Genomic DNA, 23508 nt, shown 5'->3' with positions numbered 1-23508 from the left:
CTCGCGCACCTCGAACATGTAGTCGCGGCCGTACCTTTTCTCGATATCCTCGAAGATCTTATAGCCCAAGTAATACGGATTTAGCTGATGCCGCGACGGCACGACGACCGACGAGTTCAGCTTCGAGTATTCGATCGTCTCTTCCGGCGTGAGATCGAGCTCCCGCAGGATGCGGGTATGCCAGTAGGACGCCCAGCCTTCGTTCATGATTTTCGTCTCGATCTGCGGCCAGAAGTAGAGCATCTCCTCGCGCATGACGGTCAAGATGTCGCGCTGCCATGCCGGCATGCCGCGCGCGTATTGCTCGATGAACCAGAGCAAATCCTTCTCCGGCTCCGGCGGGAACCGCTCCTTCTCCGGCTCCGGCTCGGGGCCGCCCTCGTCCTCGTCGAGCGACCACAGCTCGTCGTAGGGCGACTCCGTCTCGACCGCCGCGGACTTCTTCTCCTTGCGCACCGCTTCCGGGCGGATCGGGCGCGTGAGACTCGGATCGATATGCTCCTGAATGCCGAGCACCGCGTCGAGGAACCGCTCGACCGCCTCGGTGCCGTATTCGATCTCGTAGCCGCGGACGCGCTCCGCCGTCGCCGCCATGCTTTCGACCATGTCGCGGTTCGTGCGGGAGAAGCGGACGTTGTTTTTAAAGAAGTCGCAATGCCCGAGCACGTGCGCGACGATCAGCTTGTTCTGGATGAGCGAGTTGCCGTCGAGCAGGAACGCGTAGCACGGGTTCGAGTTGATGACGAGCTCGTAAATTTTCGATAGTCCGAGATCGTAGTGCGTCTTCATGCGATGGAAACTTTTTCCGAAGCTCCAGTGGCTGAACCGGGTCGGCATGCCGTACGCGCCGAACGTGTAGATGATGTCCGCGGGACAAATTTCGTACCGCATCGGGTAAAAATCCAATCCGAAATTTTTGGCGATGCCCGTAATTTCGTCGATCGCCGCCTCCAGCTGCTTCTGCTCCTCCGCGAGCATACGCGTTCACCCCCCGACCGTTTCTTTCTTTCCGAAAAAGTGCCTGAGCGCCTTATGTACTTCGCCCTTCTCCTTGATAATGCTGTACATAAAGCCGGGCTCGTTCATGTTGCGATAGGCGGACATGAGCGTGCTGCTCCGGTTGTACTGATTCACCTCGCCGTAGCCGAACAGGTTGCAGCGATTGAGCAGCTCCTTGATGAGCTTCACGCAGCGCTCGTTGTCGCTCGTCAGGTTGTCGCCGTCCGAGAAATGGAAGGGGTAGATGTTGTATTGCGACGGCGGATACTTCGTGTCGATCAGTTCGAGCGCCTTCTGATACGCCGACGAGCAGATCGTGCCGCCGCTCTCGCCCTTCGTGAAAAACTCCTCCTCGGTCACGATCTTCGCCTCGGTGTGATGCGCGATAAACTCGATTTGCACGTGCTCGTACTTCCGCCGAAGAAACCGGGTCATCCAGAAAAAGAAGCTCCGCGCGCAATACTTCTCGAACGAGCCCATCGAACCGCTCGTATCCATCATGGCGATAATGAGCGCGCTCGACTCGGGCTTTTGGATCGTCTCCCACGTCTTGAACCGCAGGTCGTCGGGCGTAATGCCGCCGAAGCCCTTGACGCCCTTCGTCGCGTTGCGCTTCAAGTTTTCGAGCAGCGTCCGCTTGCGGTCGATGTTGGACATCATGCCCTTCTTGCGCACGTCGGTGAAGCGGGTATGCTCGGTTTGCACGATCTGCTTCTCCTTGCGCCTCAGATCGGGCAGCTCCCAGTCCTCGAAGAGGACGTTTTCCAGCTCTTCCATGTCGACTTCGGCCTCGTACAAGTCTTCGCCCGCCTTATCGCCCGCGCCTTCGCCCTTGCCCGGCTGCTGCGCCGGCTGCGGGTCGCGGCCGAGCACGTCGCCGACCTGGCTGTCGCCGTCGCCCTGCCCGACGTGCTTGCTCTTGCTGAAATTGTAGCGGAATCGGAATTCGTCGAGGCTCTTGATCGGCACCCGCACCTGCTTGCGGCCGTCCGACAGCACGATGCTCTCGTCCGAGACGATATCCGAGAGGTTGCGCTTCAGCGCGTCCTTCACGCGCTGCTGATGCCGGGATTGGTCCTCGTAGCCTTTGCGGTGCAGCGACCAATCCTCCCGGGAAACGATAAACAACGGCTCCGTCATGTAAGGGTGCACCCCCGTCGATTGGGTCTTGTAATCATCTATATGCAGGGGGGACGGGGGGCATGTCGGCGGTTGCTTCGCGGCGATGCATGAAGTATGATACTACTTACAAATAGTAACTAAGGGGGGGCGTCGTATTGACGCATGCGCAACCGATTCATCCCGACGCCGACGTCGGTCTTGTGAAATTAAAAGTGAGCGAATTAGCGAGGTCGATCGATTTCTATCGCGAGGTCGTCGGGCTGACGCTGCTGTCGCGGTCGGAGACCGAGGCGGAGCTGGGGGCGGTAGAAGGCGGCGCGCCGCTGCTCGCGCTCGAGGAGCTGGCGAAGGCGGTCATGCCGCGCCGCCGGACGGCGGGCTTGTACCACTTCGCGATCCTTGTGCCGGATCGGCGTGCGCTCGGACTGGCGCTCAAGCGGCTGATCCGCGCCGGTATACGCATCGGGCAAGCGGATCACCTCGTCAGCGAGGCGCTCTATATCGACGATCCCGACGGCAACGGGATTGAAATTTACAGGGATCGCCCGCGAAGCGAATGGCCTCGCGACAGCGACGGCGGCATTCGTATGGCGACCGATCCGATCGATTGGGAAGGCTTGCTCGCGGAAGCGGGCGGCGACGAGTCCGACGCCCTGCCGGCCGGCACGAAGATGGGGCATGTCCATCTGCATGTGTCGAGCCTGGAGGAAGCGCATCGGTTTTATTGCGAGGGGCTCGGCTTCGAGCTCGTGCTGAACTTCGGCGGGTCGGCGTTGTTCGTGTCCGCTGGGGGCTATCATCACCACCTTGGGCTCAACACATGGGCCGGCGTCGGGGCGCCGCCGACGCCGGCGAACGCGCCGGGGTTGTCGTATTATACGCTTGCGTTTCCGGACGCGGCGGCCCGGGAAGACGCCGCGGCCGGGTTGCGCGCCGTCGGGGCATCGGTCCAGACGGAGCGGGACGCTTGGTTCGCGACCGATCCGTCCGGCAACCGCATTCGGCTCGTCGTCGCATAACAACAACCGAATAGCCGCTTCGAACAGGCCCTCGGCTCCGACCGTTACGATCGGTGGAGCGAGGGCCTTGACTTGTTACGGCGCGGACTTGCGCAGCGCTAAAATGTGCCGGGCAGCGCCGGGCCGAGAAGCATGCCGGCGATCAGCAGGATGCCGACGAAGGCGACGAGGACGGCATTGAAGACGAGTCCGAGGATCGAGAACAGCTTCAACCTATCCTTCTGGAAGAGGCCGACGAGGCCGAGCACGGCGCCGACGAGCGCCGTGACGATGAAGAAGAACATCAAGCCCGTCGCCGCCAGAATGCCGCCGACCCCTTCCGGCATCGCGCCGGACTCGATTGCGCTCGTCAAGGCCGGGTCCTCCGCCAGCCTTGCGGCCATCGAACCGGCAACCGCCGCGGAACCGATCAGACCGATGACGGAGACGATCGCTAAAATAAAGGAAGCGATTCCGATTTTCGAATGTTTCATGCTTCGCTTGTCCCCTTTTTCTAAATATTTTTTTTACGCGTGAAAATAAGTTCCCTTTTTTCATAGGATGCATTATCATTTTAACCAACGAGTCATTCGATTAGAAGGGAGAATTTACTTGTCCTATCGAGCTTGGGTGGCGGCGGGCGCCGTCAGCGCGTTCCTGAGCGTCGCCGTCGGCGCGTTCGGCGCGCACGGACTTCAGCTGGAAGCTCCGTACGCGGATACGTACGATACGGCCGTTCAATATCACATGCTGCACGCGATCGGGATGTTGGCCGTCGGCCTGGCGGGAGCGAGCTTGGAGCGACCGTCGCTGCTGAAGTGGGCCGGATGGGCGTTCGCGGCGGGCACGCTGTTGTTTTCCGGCAGTTTATATCTTTATAGCGTTACCGAACTATCATGGCTAGGGGCGATAACGCCGCTTGGAGGCCTCGCGTTCCTTGCGGGTTGGGCGTCGTTCGCCGCCGCCGCGCGGTCCGCGCCGAAACGCCGTTAGTTTATTTTTCAATATCGGAAGGAATCTCCCCCTTCGCGACAAATACATACTTGATTCGACCGAACTTCGCGAGATGCAATCAAGTCGATCCGGCACAGCCTTAACGCGAAAGGATTTCTACGATGCGCATACTTCGAGAATTACTATGGATTCCGTATTTCCTCGCCGTTGGGGCGGTACATCTCGCGGCGTTCCTCTTCTGGCTCGCGACGGGCGACCTCTCGTCCGGCGACGCCGCGTTCGCCTGGACGACGGCGATCTGCTTCGGCGCCGCGCTCGTCGGCGCGGCCTTCCGGCTTCGCAGCGCGCGGCGCGCCGAAACGGAGATCGAGCGGCGCCTCCAACAGAAGGAGGAGGTATTCTCCTCGCTGTTCGATTCGATTCCCGTCGCGATCTCGCTGCTCGATCGTACCGGCGCGTTCGTCCGCACGAATCCGGCGTCCGAGCAAATAACCGGGTACTCGATCGGCGACGTCGCGGGGAAGTCCTTTTCCGAATTCGTGCATGTCAATCATATGAACGAGACGATGCGGCGGTTTCGGCAGACGCTGGACGGCGAGGTGCAGACGTTCCATTCCGTGCTCGTCCTCAATAGCGGATACCCCGCCGACGTGCAGGTGACGGCGCTGCCGATTAAAGACGATAAGCAGCATATTACGGGCATCATCGCAATCTATGAAGATATTACGAAGAAGCGGCAAACCGAAGAGCGGATTAAGCACATGGCTTATTACGACGACTTGACGGGGCTGCCGAACCGGAGACTGTTCCGGGATCTGGTCGCGGAATATTTGCTTTCCGCAGGCGACCGGACGCGCATCTACGTCATGCTGCTGAACGTCGACCGCTTCAAGGTCGTCAACGGCTCGCTTGGGCAAGATATCGGGGATATGCTGCTGCTGCAATTGGCGGATCGGCTGCATCGCGCCGTCGCCGATCACGGCGCAGCCGCGCGCATGGAAGGGGACGAATTCGGCATCTTGTACCGGGACAGCGGCGGCTCCGTCCTGCCGGGCGAGCTGGCGCGGCGCATTACGAAGGAGCTGGACGAGCCGTTCCTCATCCAGGAATATACGCTGCACATCTCCACGAGCATGGGCATCGCCGCCGGCTACGGCGGCGGGGACGAATCGCTGCTGCTGAAGAACGCGGGCGTCGCCCTTTCGAAGGCGAAGGAGAAGGGAAAGAACAGCTTCGAGCTGTACACCCCCGAGATGGAGGAACAGTACCTGTCGAAGTTTACGTTGGAGAACGATCTTCGCAAGGCGATTCAGGAGGGCGAATTCCTCCTCTTGTATCAGCCGCAATATCATATCGTCACCGGGGACATCGTCGGCACGGAGGCGCTGATCCGTTGGAAGCATCCGGAGCGCGGCATCGTCTCCCCGGCCGAATTTATCCCGATCGCCGAGGAAACCGGATTAATCGTGCCGCTGAGCGAGTGGGTATTCCGAGAGGCGTGCCAGCAAAACCGCGCTTGGCAGCGCGAAGGGCTTCCGCCGATCCCGGTGTCGGTCAACCTGTCCGTTCGCCAATTTTTGCATCCGAATTTGATCGAGCGCGTCGCGAGCATCTTGAAGGAAAGCGAGCTGTCGGCGGAATACCTCGAGCTGGAAATTACCGAAAGCATGACGATGGACGTGGAATTCGCTACGGCGGCGCTGCTTCGCTTGAAGGAGCTGGGCCTGCGCATCTCGATCGACGACTTCGGCACCGGGTACAGCTCCCTGAATTATTTAAAGAGCTTCCCTGTCGACAAGCTGAAGATCGATCGGTCGTTCGTGCGGGACATTATGGTCGATCCGAACGATGCGGCCATCGTGCGTACGATCATCACGATGGCGCATCATCTGAATCAAACCGTCATCGCGGAAGGCGTCGAGACGGAGGAGCAGCTCTCGTACTTGCGGACGTACGGCTGCGACGAGATGCAAGGTTATCTATACAGCCCGCCGGTGCCGCCGGAGCGGCTGCGCGAGCTGCTTCGCGAACGGCAGTTAAAGTCCGGGTGACGGATTGCGCAACGAAAACCGAAACCGAGGGCTGCCCATCGTCATGCAGATGACGACCGGGCAGCCCTCGGTTTCGTATTCGCGCGTTACAACCAGAAGCCGCCGGGAACGCCGTAGCCGTAGCCATAACCGTAAGGGCCGTAAGCGCCGGCGTAGCCGTGCGGGACGCCTCCGTAGCCGTACCCATAGGTGTAAGGCGAAGCCGCGGCCGCGCCGAGCGCGGCGACGTCGTACAACAGCAGCGGCAACAGCGCCTTCGTGGCGACGGGCTTGCCTTTGGCGCCGGCCGCCGGCCGGATATATAAGCGGCCGCCTTGGATGCGGACGAGCTTGCCGGACGCCGTCTTGCCGTCCTTCAGCCGGACCGCGACGTCGCGCCCGAGCAGCGATTTCGCCTGCGAAGCGAGCTTGGTTCGGGTCATCAGTCATCTCCTCCTTTGCTTTCAGCGTATGCGCCCCGCCGTCCGCCGCATGGACAGGTGGCAGGCGGGATTCGCCCCTTTTCCCCCTTTCGCCTTGCGCCTTCACGCCGCGGCGTTCCGCGCATATGATGGGAGAAGGAGAGCAGGAAGGGAGACGAGGCGAATGATGCGCATGGTACCGATGCAAATCGGAGGTCATACGTTCGTGGGGGTCGAGGTGAAGCTGCCGAAGACGAACCTGATCGCAGTGACGACGGAGCGCGGCTACATCATGTGCGGGGCGTTGGACGTCGCGCTGCTGAACGAGCGGCTGAAGGACCGCGGCATCGTCGCCGGCCGCGCCGTCGGCGTACGAACGCTCGAGGAGCTCGTGGAGGCGCCGTTGGAGTCGGTCACGCTCGAGGCGGAGCGGCTCGGCGTGAAGGTCGGCATGAAAGGGGCGGACGCTCTGCTGAAGATGCTCTGACCGGCGCCGCGCAGGCCCGTCGCATCCGGGAACGAGAAGAGGGGCTGTCCTTGAATGGACAGCCCCTCTTCTCGCGATACGCTTACGCTTCGAACAGCCGGCGCAAGTTTTCGGCGTACGGCGCGCGAACGACGCCCTTCTCGGTGATGATCGCGGTGACGCATTCCGCCGGCGTCACGTCGAACGCGGGGTTGTACACCTTTACGCCTTGCGGCGCGGTGCGCTTGCCGAACCCGATCGTCACCTCGTCCTCGTGCCGCTCCTCGATCGGTATGTCGGCGCCCGTCGGCGTGTCGAGGTCGATCGTCGACATCGGACAGGCGACGTAGAACGGGATGCCGTGGGCTTTCGCCAGCACCGCGACGCCGTACGTGCCGATCTTGTTCGCCACGTCGCCGTTCGCCGCCACTCGATCCGTACCCACGATGACGGCCTGGATCCAGCCCTTGGACATGACCATCGCGGCCATGTTGTCGGTAATGAGCGTCACGTCGACGCCGGCCCGCATGAGCTCGAACGCCGTCAGCCGGGCGCCCTGCAGCACCGGGCGCGTCTCGTCGGCGAATACGCGCAAATTCCAGCCCTTCTCCTTGGCAAGGTACATCGGCGCCGTCGCCGTGCCGTACCGCGCCGTCGCGAGGCCGCCGGCGTTGCAATGCGTCAGCACGCCGTAGCCGTCTTCGAACAGCGTCAGCGCGTGCTCGCCGATCGCGCGGTTCGTCGCCTCGTCCTCGGACTGAATGGCGACCGCCTCCCGCAGGAGGCCTTCCTTGATCGTCGCTGCGTCCGAGCCGCCCGCCGCGAGCTCGGACGCCTTGCGGACGAGCCGGTCCAGCGCCCAAAACAAGTTCACGGCCGTCGGGCGGGACGTCGCCAAGTAATCGCGCTCGCGCTTCACGGCGTCGAGGAGCGCGGGCACGCCGCCGTCCGTCTCCCGCACCCCGAGGTACAAGCCGTACGCCGCCGCGATGCCGATCGCGGGCGCGCCGCGCACCTTCAGCTCCTTGATCGCGTCCCAGACGTCCTTCGAGTTCGTCAAATCCAAGTAGACGACTTCCTCCGGGAGGAGCCGTTGATCGAGCAGTTCCAGATGGTCCGCGTTCCAGCGGACCGATTGCAGCCAGTTTTCTTGATTCACGTCTCGTTAGCCTTCCTTCGCAGCGAATTCCCGTGCGGCGATCGCGCGCATCTCCTCGATGGACGCCGCGGTACGGTGTTGTTTAATAAGCGTCGTGCCGACGGCGAGCGCGACGCGGCGGGCGCGGTTGCGCAGCGCTTCGTCCGGGATGCCGTCGATGTCCGCCACGTGGGCGAGCCCGACGATGCGACGCACCATCTTGCAGCCGGCGTAGCCGAACGTATCCTGCAGCAGCTCGGCGAGGAACACGTTCAAATAACCGGATTCCCGAAGCAGCCGGTCGACCGCGTGCTCCGCCCACAGCGCGCGAAAACGCGTCTCGAATTCGGCCCATACTTGGACGACCGTATCGAGCAGGTACGCGCGGAAATCGGCGAGCGCGGCGGCATCGCTCATGCGCCCGCCCTGCGCCGCCGCGTTCAGCAGCAGGTTCGCCATCACCGCGCCGATATCGAAGCCCATCGGGCCGTAATAGGCGAATTCCGGATCGATCACCTTCGTCGACGTCTTGGTGACGAAGATCGAGCCGGTGTGCAGGTCGCCGTGAAGGAGCGCTTGTCCCTTCGTCAGGAAGCCGTAGCGCAGCCGCGCGACTTCGGCGTGCAGCTCGGCGTCCTCGCGCAGCGCCGCCGCTTCGGCCTCGATCGCCGGGTCGTAATTGTTGTTCGGCGACTTCGTGTACGGGTCGTCGAAAATCAAATCCTCGGTAATTTTACACAGCTCCGGGTTAATGAACCGGCCGGTCTGCAGCTTCTTGTCCTGCTGATTCATGCCGAAGTCCGACGTGAAAAACAGCGTCCGCGCCAGAAACTCGCCGATATGCCCGGGGAACAACGGGTACGTATTGCCCTCGATCAGCCCGCGGCGCATGATGACGTGATCGCTTAAATCCTCCATGATCGTCAGCGCGAGCTCCGGCTCGAAGGCGTATACCTTCGGCGCGAGGCCCGGCGCGAGCCGCCCCTGGATGATCAGCGCTTCGCTCTCGATGCGAGCGCGGTCGAGCGTCAGCGGCCACGACTCGCCGACGACCTTCGCATACGGCAGCGCCTGCTTCAAAATCAAACCTTTGCCGCGCCCCGCCTCCTGAATATGAAAGACGAGGTTGAGGTTGCCGTCGCCGATTTCGCGGCTCGTCAGTTCCGCGCCGGGAGCGAAGACGCCCGGAACGGCCCGCGCGCGCTCGATCGCTTCGGCTTCGGTTAACGGATGATATGCGCTCATAATGTCGATCCCTGCCTTTTCGATGAAAAAACATTTCCTCTTAGTATAAGACAAGCGGGCGCCGGAAGAAACTATAATTCGAAAAGGAGGGGCTCATTCATGACGAGCAATACGCTGGAATGGTCGAAGACCGGCCAAGGCGCGGCGATGACCCAAAACGTCGTCGCGGTGCTCAATAAACAAATCGCGAATTGGAACGTGCTGTTCGTGAAGCTGCACAACTATCACTGGTTCGTGAAAGGACCGGTGTTCTTTACGCTGCACGCGAAATTCGAGGAGCTGTATAACGAAGCCGCGCTGCATATCGACGAGCTGGCCGAACGGGTGCTGGCGATCGGCGGCCGTCCGCTCGCCGCCATGAAGGACTATTTGGAGCATGCCTCGATTCGAGAAGCGACGGGGAAGGAAAGCTCCGTCGACATGGTCCGGCAAATCGAGCAGGATTTCCGGGTCGTCATCGCCGAGCTCGTGCAGGGCATGGAGCTGGCGCAGACGGCGGGCGACGAGGCGACGTCGGACCTGCTGCTCGGCATCCATTCCTCGCTCGAGAAGCACGCGTGGATGCTGGCGTCGTTTAACGAATAGCGGGAAGTCATGTATAATGAAAACACCTGCTCCGCAAGGAAGCAGGTGTTGTTCATTTTCCGCAATGGACGCCGTTTAGCGGTGTTCGATCAGGTCGATGGCGCCGAGCACGAGATGGGCGAGCCCGAAGCCGAGGATGCCGTAGCCGACCGCCGGGTTTTTCTTCAGCAGCGCGGCGCCCGTCGTCGCTACCGCGGTGCCGAGAATCGCGGGAACCAATCCTTCGCGCATGATGCGTCACTCCTTTGGCGAAATAATGACTGCGATATTAGCATGGGGCAAGGGCGCCTTTTCGATACGGAACAGGGGTTGCATGGTTTTACCGGAGAGGGGAATGTATAGATGTCTATAGAAAATGTACCGGCGCTCAAGGAATGGGCGTCCGCGATCGAGGCGTTCCTCGCGGGCGAGACGATCCTCGCGCTGCGCAAGGGCGGGATTCGCGAAGAGACGCGCGATTTCGTATTGAAGAGCGAGGCGTTCGTCTTCTTCCCGACGTACGAGCACCAGAAGGAGCATCTGCTGAAGGAGCCGTATCGCCCTTTCGTGGCGGAGACGAAGGCGGTCTGGCTGCCGGAGGCGCGGACGGTTCCGATTCGGGCGTGGGCCGAGGTGGAAGAGGATATTTTGGTCGAGGACGAGGCGCGCCTCTCCGCGCTGTCCCCTTATCATATATGGAGCGATGCCTACGCGGAGGAGCGTCTGCATTGGAAGCGGACGAAGCCGCTGCATTGCCTGCTTTTGCGCGTGTACCGGTTCGAGGAGCCGCTCGCCGCGGCGAACGACCCCGCGCTCGCCGGCTGCAAATCGTGGCTCTCGATGCCGCTGGACGTGTCCGGCGCCGTTAAGCGGCCCGTGCTGACGGACGAGGCGTTCGCGCGGACGGCGGCCGACATCCGTCGGGCGCTGGGGGGATAAACCGGCGTCTTGCCACGAATTTCGACACGAACTTGCGAATTGGAATTATTCTATATTAAAATTAACAGTTGAGAATCATTGAGAATCAGTTTAGAATAATTCTAAATAAACACGATAAGATGATGGAGGGAAACAGTCGTTATGGCACAAGCACCGGTATTAAAGATAGAGGATCTTCGATCGTCGATCGAAGGGAAACAAATATTGAAAGGACTCAGTCTCGAGATCAAAGGCGGGGAAATTCACGCGATCATGGGTCCGAACGGAACGGGCAAGTCGACGCTCGCTTCGACGCTGATGGGCCATCCGAAATACGAAGTCGAAGGCGGGTCGGTGACGCTCGACGGCGAAGACGTTCTGGAGATGGGCGTCGACGAGCGCGCGCTGGCGGGGCTGTTCCTCGCGATGCAGTACCCGAGCGAAATTTCCGGCGTCACGAACGCCGACTTCCTCCGCAGCGCGATCAACGCGCGCCGCGGCGAAGGCAACGAAATTTCGTTGATTAAATTCATCCGCCAGATGGAAGCGAAGATGAAGGAGCTCGACATGGACCCGCAGTTCATGCACCGCTACCTGAACGAAGGCTTCTCGGGCGGCGAGAAGAAACGGAACGAAATTCTTCAGATGATGGTGCTCGAGCCGCGCGTCGTCATTCTCGACGAGATCGACTCCGGCCTCGACATCGACGCGCTCAAGATCGTCGCGGCGGGCGTCAACGCGATGCGTTCGCCGGAGCGGACGTTCCTGATCATTACGCACTACCAGCGTTTGCTGAACTACGTGAAGCCGGACTTCGTCCACGTCATGATGCAGGGTCGCATCGTCAAGTCCGGCGGGCCGGAGCTGGCGGAGCGCCTCGAGGCCGAAGGCTACGACTGGGTGAAGGAAGAGCTTGGAATCGAAGACGAGACGGTAGGCAACGAGACGAAGGAATTCGTCGTGCCGAAGAACACCACCGCTCCGAAATTTTCGTAAGGGGGGCGGCTACATTGACGACTGATACGCTTGTTCTCGATCAACAGACGTTCGCTTCGATCGCCGCGGCGAAGAACGAGCCGGCTTGGCTCGCCCAATCGCGCGCCGAGGCGTTCGCCTTGGCGGCGCAGCTGCCGCTTCCGAAGCTGGAGAAGACGCGCATCGACCGCTGGGCGCTGGGCGGTACGGGCGCGTACCGCGCGGCGAAGCTTGCCGCGAACGTCGACGACTTGCCCGGGGAGCTCGCCGGCCTCATCGGCGACAACCCGAGCCCGAACCTGCTCGTGCAGCACGATTCCGGCGTCGTCTTCGTCCGGATTTCCCCGGAGCTGGAACGCCAGGGCGTCATTTTGAAAAGCCTCGAGCAGGCGGCGTCCGATCATCCGGAGCTCGTGCAGAAGCACCTGATGCAGGCGATCAAAGCCGACGAGCATCGGCTGACGGCGCTGCACGCGGCGCTTTGGAACGGCGGGCTGTTCCTGTACGTGCCGAAGAACGTCGAAGTGAAGGAACCGATTCAAGCGATTTTTTATTCCGAATCGCCGGAGGCGACGTTCGCGCCGCACGTGCTGATTATCGCGGATACGCACAGCTCGGTGACGTACGTCGACAACTATTTGTCCGCCGCTTCCGAGACGGCGATGCTGCACAACGGCGCGCTCGAGGTGTTCGCGAAGCCGGGCGCCAGCGTTCGCGTGGCGACCGTCCACGATCTCGGCGCCCACGTGACGGACGTCAACTACCGCCGGGCGATTCTCGAGAACGACGCCAAGATCGAATGGATCGTCGGGGAGCTGAGCCACGGCAACGGCGTCGCCGACACGTATTCGATCTTGAAGGGCAACGGCTCGAACTCCGACATGAAGGTCATTTCCGTCGGCGTCGGCGCGCAAAAGCTGAACTACACGACGCGGGCCGTCCACTTCGGCAAGTCGTCGGCGAGCGATATGATTACGCGCGCCGTCATGCGGGACGAGGCGACCGCGATCATTAACGGCATTACGAAAATCGAGCACGGCGCGACGAAGTCCGACGGGCAGCAAACCGAGCGCGTGCTCATGCTGAGCCCGAAGGCGCGAGGCGACGCGAATCCGATTCTGTTGATCGACGAGGACGACGTGACCGCAGGCCATGCGGCTTCCGTCGGGCAAGTCAATCCGGAGCAGGTATACTACCTCATGTCCCGCGGCATTCCGAAGCGCGAGGCGGAGCGGCTCATTATTTACGGCTTCCTGTACCCGGTGATCGAGGAGATCCCGCTGGAGGCGCTGCGCGAGAAGTTGAGCGCGCTTGTCGAGAGGAAGCTCGGACGATGAGCGGCCTGCTGAGCGCATCGGAGCTGAAGTCGCAATTTCCGATCCTGCAGCAAGAAGTGAACGGCCACCCTCTCGTATACTTGGACAGCGCGGCGACGTCGCAGAAGCCGCGGCGGGTCATCGAGGCGGTGCAGCGATACTACGAGCGCGACAACGCGAACGTGCACCGCGGCGTGCATACGCTCGGCACGCGGGCGACGGACGCGTACGAGGGCGCCCGGGAGAAGGTCGCGCGATTCATTAACGCCCGATCCGCGTCCGAGATTATCTTTACGCGCGGCACGACGACGGCGATAAACACGGTCGCTTCCAGTTACGCGCGCGCGGTATGCAAGCCGGGCGACGAAATCGTCATCTCGCCGATCGAGCACCACGCGAATCTCATTCCGTGGCAGCAGGCGGCGAAGGCGACCGGCGCGACGCTCAAGCACCTTCCGGTGAACGACGACGGCTCCTTCGATCTCGAAGGCGCGGCGAAGACGATTACGCCGAACACGAAGATCGTCGCGTTCACGCATCTCTCCAACGTGCTCGGCGTCGTCAATCCGGCGAAGGAGCTTGTCGCGATGGCGCATGCGGTCGGCGCGAAGGCGCTGATTGACGGCGCGCAAAGCGCGCCGCATCTGAAGGTCGACGTGCAGGAGCTCGATTGCGACTTCTTCGCCTTTTCCGGTCATAAGATGTGCGGTCCGACGGGGATCGGGGCACTCTATGGCAAGAGGGAAATTCTCGAGAAGATGGAGCCGATCGAGTTCGGCGGCGAGATGATCGATTTCGTCGACCTGTTCGATGCGACGTGGAAAGAAATTCCGTGGCGGTTCGAGGCGGGCACGCCGATCATCGCCGGCGCGGTCGGGCTCGGCGCCGCGATCGACTTCTTGACCGAAATCGGCATGGCGAACATCGAGGCGCACGACCGGAAGCTGGCGGCGTACGCTTACGACCGGCTGTCCGCGATGGACGGCGTCACGGTATACGGACCGTCCTCCGGCCGCACGTCGCTTGCGACGTTCAACCTGGACGACGTGCATCCGCATGACGTGGCGACCGTGCTGGACGCCGAGGGCGTCGCGGTGCGAGCGGGCCATCATTGCGCGCAGCCGCTGATGCGGTGGCTGCAGGTGACGGCGACGGCGCGGGCGAGCTTTTACCTGTACAACGACGAAGCGGATATCGATCGTCTTGTCGCTTCCCTACAACGGGCAAAGGAGTACTTCGGCCATGCAATTGGATGATCTGTACCGCAGAGTCATTATGGATCATTATAAGACGCCTCGAAACCAAGGCGAGCTCGAGGCCGGCACCGTCGCGGTAGAGCTCAGCAACCCGACGTGCGGCGATCGCATTACGCTGCAACTCGCGATCGAGGACGGCGTCGTGAAGGCTGCGAAGTTCAAGGGCGAAGGCTGCTCGATCTCGATGGCGTCCGCGTCGATGATGACGGACGCGGTCAAGGGCCGCACGCTGGAGGAGGCGCTTAGCCTGGCGGAGCGGTTCTCGGGGCTGATGAAGGGCGAAGCGGTCGAATTCGAGGAGTACGAGGACATCGAGGCGCTAAGCGGCGTCAATAAGTTCCCGGCGCGCATTAAGTGTGCTACACTTGCATGGAACGCGTTGCGTAAAGGCGTAGAGTCGGAACAGAACCGTTAAGATAGAAAGTTTGCGCCGGCTTGGCCGGCGGAGGATCATTTTCCGGAAAGAGGAGGGTTTCATGATGGCGAAGCAAATGCCCGAAATCGGCGAGTATAAATATGGATTTCGCGACGAGCACAAGGCGATTTTTCAAAGCGGCAAGGGCCTGAACGCGGACATCGTCCGCAGCATCTCCGAGATGAAGGGCGAGCCCGAGTGGATGCTCGAGTTCCGCCTGAGGTCGCTCGAGCAGTTCCACAAGATGGAGATGCCGAAGTGGGGCGGCAACATGGACGATCTGGATTTCGAGGACATCCAGTATTACGTCAAGCCGTCCGAGAAGCAAGGCAAGACGTGGGAAGAGGTTCCTACGGAGATTAAGGAGACGTTCGACAAGCTCGGGATCCCGGAGGCGGAGCAGAAGTTTCTCGCCGGCGTGTCCGCGCAGTACGAATCCGAGGTCGTCTACCACAGCATGCAGAAGGAGCTCGAGGACCAAGGCGTCATCTTCACGGATACGGATACGGCGCTCCGCGAGCATCCGGAAATTTTCCGGAAGTATTTCGGTACGATCGTCCCTCCGGCCGATAATAAGTTCGCGGCGCTGAACAGCGCGGTATGGTCGGGCGGCAGCTTTATCTACGTCCCTCCGGGCGTGAAGTGCGAAATTCCGCTGCAGGCGTATTTCCGGATCAACTCCGAAAATATGGGCCAGTTCGAGCGGACGCTCATCATCGTCGACGAGGACGCGTTCGTCCACTACGTCGAGGGCTGCACGGCGCCGATCTACAGCACGAACTCGCTGCACAGCGCGGTCGTCGAGATCATCTGCCTGAAAAACTCTCGCGCGCGGTACACGACGATCCAAAACTGGGCGCCGAACATCTACAACTTGGTGACGAAGCGCGCGGTGGCGGAAGAGAACGCGACGATGGAATGGGTCGACGGCAACATCGGCTCGAAGCTGACGATGAAGTACCCGGCCGTCATCCTGAAGGGCCGCGGCGCGAAGGGCAGCGTGCTGTCGATCGCGGTCGCCGGCAAGGGCCAGCACCAGGACGCGGGCGCGAAGATGATTCACCTCGCGCCGGACACGACGTCGACGATCGTTTCGAAGTCGATCTCGAAGCACGGCGGCAAGGTGACGTACCGCGGTCTCGCTTCCTTCGGGCGCAATTCCGAGGGCGCGAAGGCGAACATCAAGTGCGACACGCTCATTATGGATAACGAGTCGACGTCGGACACGATTCCCTATAACGAGATCATGAACGACAACATCACACTCGAGCACGAAGCGACGGTGTCGAAGGTGTCCGAGGATCAGCTGTTCTACTTGATGAGCCGCGGGTTGTCCGAGGCCGAAGCGACGCAGATGATCGTTATGGGCTTCATCGAGCCGTTCACGAAGGAGCTGCCGATGGAGTACGCGGTCGAGATGAACCGCTTGATCAAGTTCGAGATGGAAGGGTCGATCGGGTAATCGATTGATCGGTGGGAACGCCGGAAGTCCGCGCGGCAAGCGCGGACGCCGGCGTTTTTTTATTTGCGGGTCCGCGCGGGGAGCGCTCGGCGGGGCGGTGCGGACGCACGCGTAGCAGGACGAGGGGGGTCTCGCCTACAGCAGCGTCGGGTCGAGGACGAAGATCGAAGCGATCGTCATCGCCCAGATCGCCGCGATGAGGAAGGAGACGCCGGACAGCGCCAACGCGGGCGCGTAGGCGCCGTGCGCGCGCGCGGAGCCGGTCAAGCCGAGGACGAGCGCGACGAGGCCGAGCACGAGCCCGACCGGCGCGAAGAGGATGGTCAGATTGCAGATGCATGCGGCTAGGCCGAGCCCCCATGCGGTCGAGGGCGAGCCGGAACGCGATTGCATGGTTACGTGCCTCCTTTTCTCCCGAATCGTGCGGGCGAACGAATGGTTTCGTCCATTGTATCATAATCCAACGTTTCCCATAACACGCCTTCCCGGTCGTTGCATATTTTGCCCGGGCGAATCTCACCCTAATCCCGAAGCGTTCGCTTACAATACTGCTGAATTTAAGGGAGATGGGTGCGATGAAGGCACGCCTATGGAAGACAACGGCGACCGTGTTGACGGTTGCGTTGACGGTCACCGCCTGCGGCGCCGGCGCGGGAGGCGGCAACGTCGGCACGCGGTCCGCCGAGCAGCCTAGGACGGGCGATCAATCGCTGGTGGAGCGCGCCCGGCAATGGGGAACGGTCGGCGACGTCGGGCATAATCATATTCCCGACGCGATGCACCGGGCCGCGGGAGACGGGGAATCCGGAACGGCGGGCGCCGTTGCGGCGAGAGGAGAGGACGGCCGGCTGCTGATCGGCGCGGACGGAAGCTTGCCGTTCCCGTGGGATGCGGTGCGTCCGCTGGACGAGCGGCCTGCCGCCGGCGGCGGGACGGGCCGGGGCATGGGCATGCTGCAGCAGCGTTCGGCGCAGCAGGAGCCCATTAAGGTGCCTTACGTCATGGAAGGCGGAGAGCGCTACGTTCCGGTGGATACGCTCGTCGATGTGCTGCAATACGAGCATTACGTGACCGAATCGGAGGCCGTCCGGGAGATTGGGGATAAGGATGTGATCTTCCGTCTTGTCGCGGGCTCCGTAGAAGCCGAGAAGGAAGGGAACCCGTTCAAGCTCGCCAGCGCGCCGAAGCTGATCGGCGGCAAGCTGATGCTCACGGCGACCGCCGCGGCCGACCTGTTCGCCGAGGAGATGGTGTTCGACGCGGGGGAAGACGGGCTGCTGCTGTATCCGACGGATACCGATGTGCAAGGCCGGGATACGGACGGCGGCGCCGACGAGCGCGTCGACCCGTCGCTCGACTTCGGAGACGATCCGAACGATCCGTTCAAGGGAGACGACGCCGAGGGCGCGTTCGGCAGCGCGGAGGAGGCCGATGCGGCGATCGAGGCGCTCGAAGCGATGGCGGCCGATCCGGAGGCGGTGCCCGCGTTGAAAAATATCAATATCAACGCGATGATTCGCACGGCGAAGAAATATATCGGCGTGAAATACAGGTTCGGCGCAGGGCCGTATCCGCGGACGAACCGCTTCGACTGTTCGTCGTATACAAGATACGTGTTTGACAAATACGGCATCGATCTGCCGCGTACGGCGCGGGCGCAGGCGAGGGTCGGGAAGACGGTGTCGCGCAAGAGCCTGAGGAAGGGCGATCTACTGTTTTTCTATGTGCCGGGCCGTTTCAAATCGAACAAGACGATCGGTCATGTCGGTATTTATATCGGCAACCGGATGATGATTCACGCGAACACGGAACCGAAGAACGGCGTGCAGCTGCGCAGCATCGACACGTCGTACTGGAAGAAGACGTTCATCAAAGCGAAGCGTATCGCCTACTAACGACAAGAAGACGCGCCTGCTCGACCGGAAAGACTCCGGACAAGCAGGCGCGTCTTATGTGCGTGCGGTATTACGAACGCGGCTGCAAGGGAGCGTTGAGCAACTGCTCGAATGCCCCGGATTCGACCGGTCGGCTCAAGTAATACCCTTGGGCCTCGTCGCAATCGGATTGTTCCAGAATGCGGAGATGCTCCGCCGTCTCGACGCCTTCGGCGACGACCCGCTTGCCCATCAAGTGAGCGATGTCGATCACCGAACGAACGATAGAGGTGTTGATCGCGTCTCCATGCATATGTTGCACGAACGACTTGTCGATCTTTAGATAGTCGAAGGGCAGTCGACGGATGTAATTCAAAGAGGAATAGCCTGTCCCGAAATCATCGAGCGAAATCGTGACCCCGAGCGCCCTCACCTGGGTCAGCTTCGCGACGGCTGCCTGGAAATCGAGCAGCGGCACGCTTTCCGTGATCTCTAAATTTAAATACCGCGGCTCCAGACCGGTTTCTTTCAGAACCGCCTTGATTTGCTCGATGAACGAATGCTGCAGAAACTGACGAACGGACAAGTTGACCGAAATCGCGATGCGATGTCCCGCGTTATGCCAGCTCTTCGCCTCGCTTAACGCCGAACGCAGCACCCACTCCCCGATCGGCAAGATGAGTCCCGTCTCCTCGGCGAACGGGATGAAGGCGTCGGGCGAAATGAGGCCGCGCTCCTTATGCATCCAGCGGATCAGCGCTTCCGCGCCGACGATACGCCCGTTCGAGATGTCGTATTTCGGCTGATAGTACAAGAGGAGCTCCCCATTAGCTAACGCCTTGCGCAGATCATTGCCGAGCGTCAGCTTCAAAATGTTGCTCTTCTCGGTTTCCGTGCTGAAGAACGTGAAGGCGTTCCCTCCGACGTCTTTCGCTTCGTACAAAGCGGCATCCGCTTGCTGAACCAGCGTATCTACGTTGTCGCTGTCGCTCGGATACAAGCTTATGCCGATGCTAGGGGTGACGTAGAGCTCATGTCCGTCGATGTGGTAAGGCTCGGAAAGCAGGGCGAGGATCGAAAGCGCCGCTCGTTCGGCCTCGCGGCGGTCCGCCCCCGGGAAGTAAGCGGTGAACTCGTCTCCTCCCTGTCTGGAGACGAAGGCGTGCTCCATCCTCTTCAGCCGCGCGCTCACCTCGGTGAGCAGCTGATCGCCGGTGCGATGCCCGAGCGTATCGTTGATCAGCTTGAACCGATCCAAGTCGATGAACAGCATCGCGCCGATCCCTTCATGGAGCCGAGCTGCCACCAGCTTGTAGAACTGCAGACGATTCGGCAGCCCGGTAAGCGCGTCATGGTACGCCATATATTCGACCAACTGCTCCGATTTTTTGCGCTTGCTGACGTCCCGAGCGATAATCAGCGAGGCGGGGCTAGCGTCGTATTGGAGGCGGGTTCCCACGATTTCCGCATGGAACGTCGTTCCGTCCAGCCGCTTCAGCTGCAGCTCGACGGGCTCGCGCAATTCGCCTCCGTCTCGCAGCAGGCGTTCTCCTTCCGGCACGACCGCTCCGTCGTCCGGGCCGATCAAATCCGAAACGGCGACGTCGGCGAAGCTGCGCGCGTCGGTCGCGCGGAAGCATCGGGCCGCAGCGCAATTCCAGAACAACAACCGACCTTCCCGATGCACGAGAATCGGGTCCGGAGACAGCTCGATGAGCTGCCGGTGGCGTTCTTCGCTGTCGATCAGCGCTTGCTGCGTTCGTTTCCAATCCGTGATATCCTTCGCGATGCCGAAGACGCCGGTAATGTCGCCGTTAATATATATCGGCAAATTTTTGATGGTGTATGTGTTATATTGATTCGAGTCGTGGCGCATGGCCCGAATCTCGTATTGCTGGACCTCCCCTTGGAGCGCTGCGGCGAAGTGCTCCATCGTCGCCGGCAAGTCGTCGGGATGGATGAAGGGGACGAACGACATGTCGTGCAAATCCTCCGCTTCGAAGCCCAGGATGCTGGGAACCGCTGTGTTGAAGCTTTTGAAATTGCCCTCGCGGTCGAGCGTATAGACGCCGTCCGGGTTGTGGTCGAACAGCGATTTATAGAGCTGTTGGCTCTCTCGAAGCTCGCGCTCCGCTTCCCGCAGCGGCGTGACGTCTTTCGCGATCGCATAGACGCCGACGATCTCGCCGTTCACGACGATCGGCAAGTTGGTGACCTGCATGATGAAATACTCCCGCGTCACGTCATGCAGGATGCGCACTTCGTACGTGACGGCTTCCCCGGTCAACGCGCGGCGAGCGTGAGCGACGGTGTGCGGCACGTCCTCCGGATGGCAGAACGGGAAGATCGATCGGCCCGCTAAGCGATCGGGGGGATATCCGGAAATTTCGGAGGTTCTCTCGTTGAACGTCACGATGGTGCCTTCGCGGTCGAACGAAAACACCGCATCCGGATGCCGTTCGAACAGCGATTTGTATCGCTTTTCGCTTTCCTCCAGCTCCCGCTGGGCTTTCGCGATTTCGGTAATATCCTTCGCGACGCCGTACAGCCCGACGATGGAGTCGTTGACGAACATCGGCATCGTCGTAATTTTCATGTTTAAATAACCGGAGGACGCTAGTTCGCTCGCGATCCGAAGCTCCATATCGCTTCGCTCGCCGGCCAATACGGCGTGAAATCGTTCGAACGCAAGCGGCATATCTTCGGGATGGATGAGCGGTGCGAATTCCATGCCTTCCAATTCGGCGGCGGCGTATCCCGTCACTTCCACCGTTCTCGGATTGACGCTCACGAAACGGCCGGCGCGGTCGATGGCGAATACGGCGTCCGGGTTTTGATCGAATAGCGACTTGAATTGCTGTTCGCTTTCCTCGAGGAGACGTTCCCGAACCTTCTGCTCGGTAATGTCGCGGTAGATGCCGGCCAGCGCAACGAGTTCTCCGCTCCCGTCCCGAATGAGCGAGAACGAGACGGACACGTCGACGTACGAGCCGTTCTTCCGGAGACGCCGGGTTACGTGATTCGCGACGTTCTCGCCGGCTCTCAGCCTGCGCAGGATGTCATCGGATTCCGCCAGCATGGCGGGCTCGAGGAACGGGTAGTTTTCATAGGTCCTGCCTACGAGCTCGTCGCTCGTCCAGCCGAACAGCTCTTCGAACGCGCGGTTCACCTGCAGGATACTCGTATCGACCGCCGCGACGGCGACCGCATCGTTCAGGTGATTCAGCAGCGACTCATAGAAGAGATTTTGTCGCTCTATCTCCGCTTCGCGCCGTTTGCGCTCGGAAATATCCTTTGCAATCACGATCAAACTCGTACATTCATCGCCCTCTACGATCGGGAAATACGAAATTTGCCCGATGAACAATCCCTTCGGGGTTTCCACTTCTCTGTCGTAGACGACGGGCTTCCGTTCGCGGATCGCGGACCGGTAACTTTCGTTAAGCGCGGACGCGAGCTCGGGCGGAAACATCTCGTCGATCGTCTTTCCCAAATTCTCTTCGCTTAAGAAACCGACGTCGAAGGAAGCGCGGTTCGCCGCCGCGAAGCGGAACGTGCGGTCACCTTCGAGCTCGATAATCGCAATCGGATCGGCGATGCCGTGGAACACGGTTTGAAACATGTTTCCGGCAAGCGGCATGGTCTTTCACCTCGGTATAGTTCTCGCTGCTCGGCAGGTTTGCCGTTCGTTACGATTGTAACCGCGTCCAGGCCATGATCGGTACAGGGGATTGTTGGATGCGCGGCCGCGCTTACGCGAGCGGATTCCACGGCCCGGTTTGCGCGCCCTTCCATTCGGTGCCGTCTTCCCACACTTCCTTCTTCCAGATCGGCACCACGACTTTGAGCCGCTCGATCGCGTGTCGGCTCGCTTCGTAGCAGACTTCTCGATGCGGCGCGGATACCGCGATGACGACACTCGCCTCGCCGACGGCGACGGGGCCGATCCGATGCGTGATCGCGCAGATCGCGCCGGGCCAACGGGCGGCGATCTCCTCGCCGATCGAGGCCATCGCCTTCAGCGCCATGGGCGCATAAGCCTCGTATTCCAAGAGGACCGTGCGTTTGCCGTGCGTCCACTCCCGCGTCGTGCCGATGAAGGCGAGCGTCGCGCCTTGCTCCGGAGCGATCGCTTTCGCGCTGACCCGAGCGACGTCGATCGGCCCCTCCGTAATTTCGAACATTGCCTCGTCCATGGACCATTCTCCTTCTCCCGTAACGTGTTCCCAATATTATAGCGTACCGCCGTCCCCCATGTTAATGCGCGAAGAATTATGCTAGACTGATTGAAAATGAAACGGCGGTTTCCGCCGCGCCGCAGGCGGGAAGGAGGAGGACGATGTCGAAGCTGATCGACCGGTTCGGCCGGACGCACGATTACTTGCGCATCTCGGTGACGGACCAATGCAATTTGCGCTGCGTGTACTGCATGCCGGAGGAAGGGCTCGAGTTTCTGCCGCACGATAGCATGCTGACCGCGGAGGAGATCGCGAAGATCGTTCGCGTCGGCGCGCGCCTCGGCATACGGAAAATCCGCATTACAGGCGGCGAGCCGCTCGTGCGAAGAGACATCGTCGACATCGTCGAGGGCGTCGCCTCGATTCCGGGCATCGAGGACGTGTCGCTCACGACGAACGGCTTGCTGCTCGCGGGCAAGGCGGAGGCGCTGCGCCGCGCGGGGCTGCGCCGGGTGAACATCTCGCTAGATACGCTCGACGCCTCGAAATTCCGGCTCATCGCGCGCCGGGGCGAATTGCGGAAGGTGCGGGAGGGCATCGAAGCGGCGGCGGCGGCGGGCTTCTCGCCGATTAAGCTGAATTGCGTACTGCTGAAGGGAATGAACGACGGGGAGATCGACTCGTTCCTTCGCCTGTCGTACGAGCAGCCGCTGCATGTGCGGTTTATCGAATATATGCCGATCGGTCACGACGACGAGGGCTGGCGGAGCATGTATCTGCCGCTCGATCGCGTGCGGGAGGCGGCGGCCGCGCTGCCTTGGGAGACGGAGCAAGTCCCGGACGTGAAGGGGAACGGCCCGTCGGAGGATTGGCGGTTCGTCGGCGGACGGGGCTCGTACGGGCTCATTCATCCGATCAGCGACCAGTTTTGCGCGAAATGCAATCGGCTGCGGCTGACGGCCGACGGGCAGCTGAAGCCGTGCCTCTATTGGGTCGACGAGCTGAATTTGCGGCATGCGGTCGACGACGAGGAGGAGCTCGAGCGGCTGTTTTACCGGGCGCTCGACATCAAGCCGGAAAACCACGAGATGGCCGCGAGACTGTCGCGCGAGGCGCTAAGCCACGAGCCGACGGCGCGGCGCATGTCGCAAATCGGAGGATAACGCGGGAGGGAGC

At 61.3% G+C, this 23508-nt stretch carries 22 protein-coding genes and 1 pseudogene; 13 read left to right on the top strand and 10 right to left on the bottom strand.

The window, feature by feature from the left end; translation table 11 throughout:
- Positions 1 to 978 (bottom strand): SpoVR family protein (locus VEZ38_RS18490; RefSeq protein ID WP_324896121.1); only part of this gene is annotated, 978 nt, incomplete at its 3' end.
- A 6-nt stretch (positions 979 to 984) separates the two neighbouring features.
- Positions 985 to 2139, bottom strand: a complete 1155-nt coding sequence (gene yhbH / locus VEZ38_RS18485; protein ID WP_324896119.1) for a sporulation protein YhbH — start codon at positions 2137 to 2139, stop codon at positions 985 to 987.
- A 137-nt stretch (positions 2140 to 2276) separates the two neighbouring features.
- On the opposite strand from yhbH, the gene VEZ38_RS18480 reads away from it, so the two are divergent.
- Entirely contained in the window at positions 2277 to 3140 is an 864-nt protein-coding gene (locus VEZ38_RS18480; protein ID WP_324896117.1) for a VOC family protein, read from the top strand.
- Positions 3141 to 3238: 98 nt separating this feature from the next.
- On the opposite strand, the gene VEZ38_RS18475 is transcribed toward VEZ38_RS18480, so the two are convergent.
- On the bottom strand, positions 3239 to 3613 hold the full coding sequence (locus VEZ38_RS18475; RefSeq protein WP_324896115.1) for a hypothetical protein: 375 nt from the start codon (positions 3611 to 3613) through the stop codon (positions 3239 to 3241).
- 118 nt (positions 3614 to 3731) lie between these two features.
- Here VEZ38_RS18475 and VEZ38_RS18470 point away from each other — a divergent pair, with 118 nt between their 5' ends.
- Positions 3732 to 4112, top strand: coding sequence for a DUF423 domain-containing protein (locus VEZ38_RS18470; RefSeq protein WP_324896113.1), 381 nt, complete (start codon positions 3732 to 3734; stop codon positions 4110 to 4112).
- A 122-nt stretch (positions 4113 to 4234) separates the two neighbouring features.
- A complete protein-coding gene (locus tag VEZ38_RS18465; protein ID WP_324896111.1) occupies positions 4235 to 6124 on the top strand; it encodes a putative bifunctional diguanylate cyclase/phosphodiesterase in 1890 nt (629 codons plus the stop codon).
- A gap of 86 nt (positions 6125 to 6210) precedes the next feature.
- Here VEZ38_RS18465 and VEZ38_RS18460 read toward each other — a convergent pair whose 3' ends face one another.
- Positions 6211 to 6546, bottom strand: coding sequence for a hypothetical protein (locus tag VEZ38_RS18460; RefSeq protein ID WP_324896109.1), 336 nt, complete (start codon positions 6544 to 6546; stop codon positions 6211 to 6213).
- 163 nt (positions 6547 to 6709) lie between these two features.
- Here VEZ38_RS18460 and VEZ38_RS18455 point away from each other — a divergent pair, with 163 nt between their 5' ends.
- Positions 6710 to 7012 carry a YunC family protein gene (locus VEZ38_RS18455; protein WP_324896107.1) on the top strand — a complete coding sequence of 101 codons (303 nt, stop codon included), beginning with the start codon at positions 6710 to 6712 and terminating at the stop codon, positions 7010 to 7012.
- Between the two features lie 82 nt (positions 7013 to 7094).
- Here the strand turns inward: VEZ38_RS18455 and mtnA are convergent, their stop codons facing one another.
- A complete protein-coding gene (gene mtnA, locus VEZ38_RS18450) occupies positions 7095 to 8150 on the bottom strand; it encodes an S-methyl-5-thioribose-1-phosphate isomerase (RefSeq protein ID WP_324896105.1) in 1056 nt (351 codons plus the stop codon).
- Between the two features lie 6 nt (positions 8151 to 8156).
- A complete protein-coding gene (gene mtnK, locus VEZ38_RS18445; RefSeq protein WP_324896103.1) occupies positions 8157 to 9374 on the bottom strand; it encodes an S-methyl-5-thioribose kinase in 1218 nt (405 codons plus the stop codon).
- A gap of 147 nt (positions 9375 to 9521) precedes the next feature.
- On the opposite strand from mtnK, the gene VEZ38_RS18440 reads away from it, so the two are divergent.
- Entirely contained in the window at positions 9522 to 9959 is a 438-nt protein-coding gene (locus tag VEZ38_RS18440) for a Dps family protein (protein ID WP_324896131.1), read from the top strand.
- Between the two features lie 75 nt (positions 9960 to 10034).
- On the opposite strand, the gene VEZ38_RS18435 is transcribed toward VEZ38_RS18440, so the two are convergent.
- Positions 10035 to 10190: an asparagine synthase gene (locus tag VEZ38_RS18435; protein WP_324896101.1), complete on the bottom strand. Its 156-nt coding sequence runs from the start codon at positions 10188 to 10190 to the stop codon at positions 10035 to 10037.
- A gap of 111 nt (positions 10191 to 10301) precedes the next feature.
- Between VEZ38_RS18435 and VEZ38_RS18430 the strand changes: the two genes are divergently transcribed.
- From VEZ38_RS18430 to sufB, 6 genes are all read left to right on the top strand, one after another.
- Positions 10302 to 10877 (top strand): DUF1802 family protein, encoded by a 576-nt coding sequence (locus VEZ38_RS18430; protein ID WP_324896099.1) that lies wholly within the window; start codon positions 10302 to 10304, stop codon positions 10875 to 10877.
- A 141-nt stretch (positions 10878 to 11018) separates the two neighbouring features.
- Entirely contained in the window at positions 11019 to 11852 is an 834-nt protein-coding gene (gene sufC / locus VEZ38_RS18425; RefSeq protein ID WP_324896097.1) for a Fe-S cluster assembly ATPase SufC, read from the top strand.
- A gap of 14 nt (positions 11853 to 11866) precedes the next feature.
- Positions 11867 to 13168 carry a Fe-S cluster assembly protein SufD gene (sufD, locus tag VEZ38_RS18420; protein WP_324896095.1) on the top strand — a complete coding sequence of 434 codons (1302 nt, stop codon included), beginning with the start codon at positions 11867 to 11869 and terminating at the stop codon, positions 13166 to 13168.
- Entirely contained in the window at positions 13165 to 14403 is a 1239-nt protein-coding gene (locus VEZ38_RS18415; protein WP_414694739.1) for a cysteine desulfurase, read from the top strand. Before sufD ends, VEZ38_RS18415 begins: the two co-directional genes overlap by 4 nt.
- Positions 14390 to 14818, top strand: coding sequence for a Fe-S cluster assembly sulfur transfer protein SufU (gene sufU, locus VEZ38_RS18410; protein WP_324896093.1), 429 nt, complete (start codon positions 14390 to 14392; stop codon positions 14816 to 14818). The genes VEZ38_RS18415 and sufU overlap by 14 nt, the downstream gene beginning before the upstream one ends.
- Positions 14819 to 14882: 64 nt before the next feature.
- Positions 14883 to 16280: a Fe-S cluster assembly protein SufB gene (sufB, locus tag VEZ38_RS18405; protein WP_324896091.1), complete on the top strand. Its 1398-nt coding sequence runs from the start codon at positions 14883 to 14885 to the stop codon at positions 16278 to 16280.
- A 135-nt stretch (positions 16281 to 16415) separates the two neighbouring features.
- Here the strand turns inward: sufB and VEZ38_RS18400 are convergent, their stop codons facing one another.
- Positions 16416 to 16673 carry a hypothetical protein gene (locus VEZ38_RS18400; protein WP_324896089.1) on the bottom strand — a complete coding sequence of 86 codons (258 nt, stop codon included), beginning with the start codon at positions 16671 to 16673 and terminating at the stop codon, positions 16416 to 16418.
- Between the two features lie 182 nt (positions 16674 to 16855).
- Between VEZ38_RS18400 and VEZ38_RS18395 the strand changes: the two genes are divergently transcribed.
- Positions 16856 to 18175, top strand: a complete 1320-nt coding sequence (locus VEZ38_RS18395; RefSeq protein ID WP_324896087.1) for a C40 family peptidase — start codon at positions 16856 to 16858, stop codon at positions 18173 to 18175.
- A 70-nt stretch (positions 18176 to 18245) separates the two neighbouring features.
- Here VEZ38_RS18395 and VEZ38_RS18390 read toward each other — a convergent pair whose 3' ends face one another.
- Positions 18246 to 21794, bottom strand: a complete 3549-nt coding sequence (locus tag VEZ38_RS18390; RefSeq protein WP_324896085.1) for a PAS domain S-box protein — start codon at positions 21792 to 21794, stop codon at positions 18246 to 18248.
- Between the two features lie 112 nt (positions 21795 to 21906).
- Positions 21907 to 22329: pseudogene (locus VEZ38_RS18385) on the bottom strand (molybdenum cofactor biosynthesis protein MoaE); the annotation flags it as partial.
- 164 nt (positions 22330 to 22493) lie between these two features.
- Between VEZ38_RS18385 and moaA the strand changes: the two are divergent.
- On the top strand, positions 22494 to 23495 hold the full coding sequence (moaA, locus tag VEZ38_RS18380; RefSeq protein WP_324896083.1) for a GTP 3',8-cyclase MoaA: 1002 nt from the start codon (positions 22494 to 22496) through the stop codon (positions 23493 to 23495).
- Positions 23496 to 23508: the final 13 nt, after the last annotated feature.

The organism is Paenibacillus sp. (assembly GCF_035645235.1).
Taxonomy (GTDB): domain Bacteria; phylum Bacillota; class Bacilli; order Paenibacillales; family YIM-B00363; genus Paenibacillus_AE.
The sequence above is the reverse complement of the archived record's forward strand: the minus strand, read 5'-3'. Positions and strand labels throughout refer to the sequence as shown.

Bases quoted from the DNA above. Each gene is read 5' to 3' on its own strand.
- yhbH (WP_324896119.1), bottom strand. From the start codon at position 2,139: ATGACGGAGCCGTTGTTTATCGTTTCCCGGGAGGATTGGTCGCTGCAC.
- VEZ38_RS18475 (WP_324896115.1), bottom strand. From the start codon at position 3,613: ATGAAACATTCGAAAATCGGAATCGCTTCCTTTATTTTAGCGATCGTC.
- VEZ38_RS18465 (WP_324896111.1), top strand. From the start codon at position 4,235: ATGCGCATACTTCGAGAATTACTATGGATTCCGTATTTCCTCGCCGTT.
- VEZ38_RS18460 (WP_324896109.1), bottom strand. From the start codon at position 6,546: ATGACCCGAACCAAGCTCGCTTCGCAGGCGAAATCGCTGCTCGGGCGC.
- VEZ38_RS18455 (WP_324896107.1), top strand. From the start codon at position 6,710: ATGATGCGCATGGTACCGATGCAAATCGGAGGTCATACGTTCGTGGGG.
- mtnK (WP_324896103.1), bottom strand. From the start codon at position 9,374: ATGAGCGCATATCATCCGTTAACCGAAGCCGAAGCGATCGAGCGCGCG.
- VEZ38_RS18440 (WP_324896131.1), top strand. From the start codon at position 9,522: ATGACCCAAAACGTCGTCGCGGTGCTCAATAAACAAATCGCGAATTGG.
- VEZ38_RS18435 (WP_324896101.1), bottom strand. From the start codon at position 10,190: ATGCGCGAAGGATTGGTTCCCGCGATTCTCGGCACCGCGGTAGCGACG.
- VEZ38_RS18430 (WP_324896099.1), top strand. From the start codon at position 10,302: ATGTCTATAGAAAATGTACCGGCGCTCAAGGAATGGGCGTCCGCGATC.
- sufC (WP_324896097.1), top strand. From the start codon at position 11,019: ATGGCACAAGCACCGGTATTAAAGATAGAGGATCTTCGATCGTCGATC.
- VEZ38_RS18415 (WP_414694739.1), top strand. From the start codon at position 13,165: ATGAGCGGCCTGCTGAGCGCATCGGAGCTGAAGTCGCAATTTCCGATC.
- sufU (WP_324896093.1), top strand. From the start codon at position 14,390: ATGCAATTGGATGATCTGTACCGCAGAGTCATTATGGATCATTATAAG.
- sufB (WP_324896091.1), top strand. From the start codon at position 14,883: ATGGCGAAGCAAATGCCCGAAATCGGCGAGTATAAATATGGATTTCGC.
- VEZ38_RS18400 (WP_324896089.1), bottom strand. From the start codon at position 16,673: ATGCAATCGCGTTCCGGCTCGCCCTCGACCGCATGGGGGCTCGGCCTA.
- VEZ38_RS18395 (WP_324896087.1), top strand. From the start codon at position 16,856: ATGAAGGCACGCCTATGGAAGACAACGGCGACCGTGTTGACGGTTGCG.
- VEZ38_RS18390 (WP_324896085.1), bottom strand. From the start codon at position 21,794: ATGCCGCTTGCCGGAAACATGTTTCAAACCGTGTTCCACGGCATCGCC.
- moaA (WP_324896083.1), top strand. From the start codon at position 22,494: ATGTCGAAGCTGATCGACCGGTTCGGCCGGACGCACGATTACTTGCGC.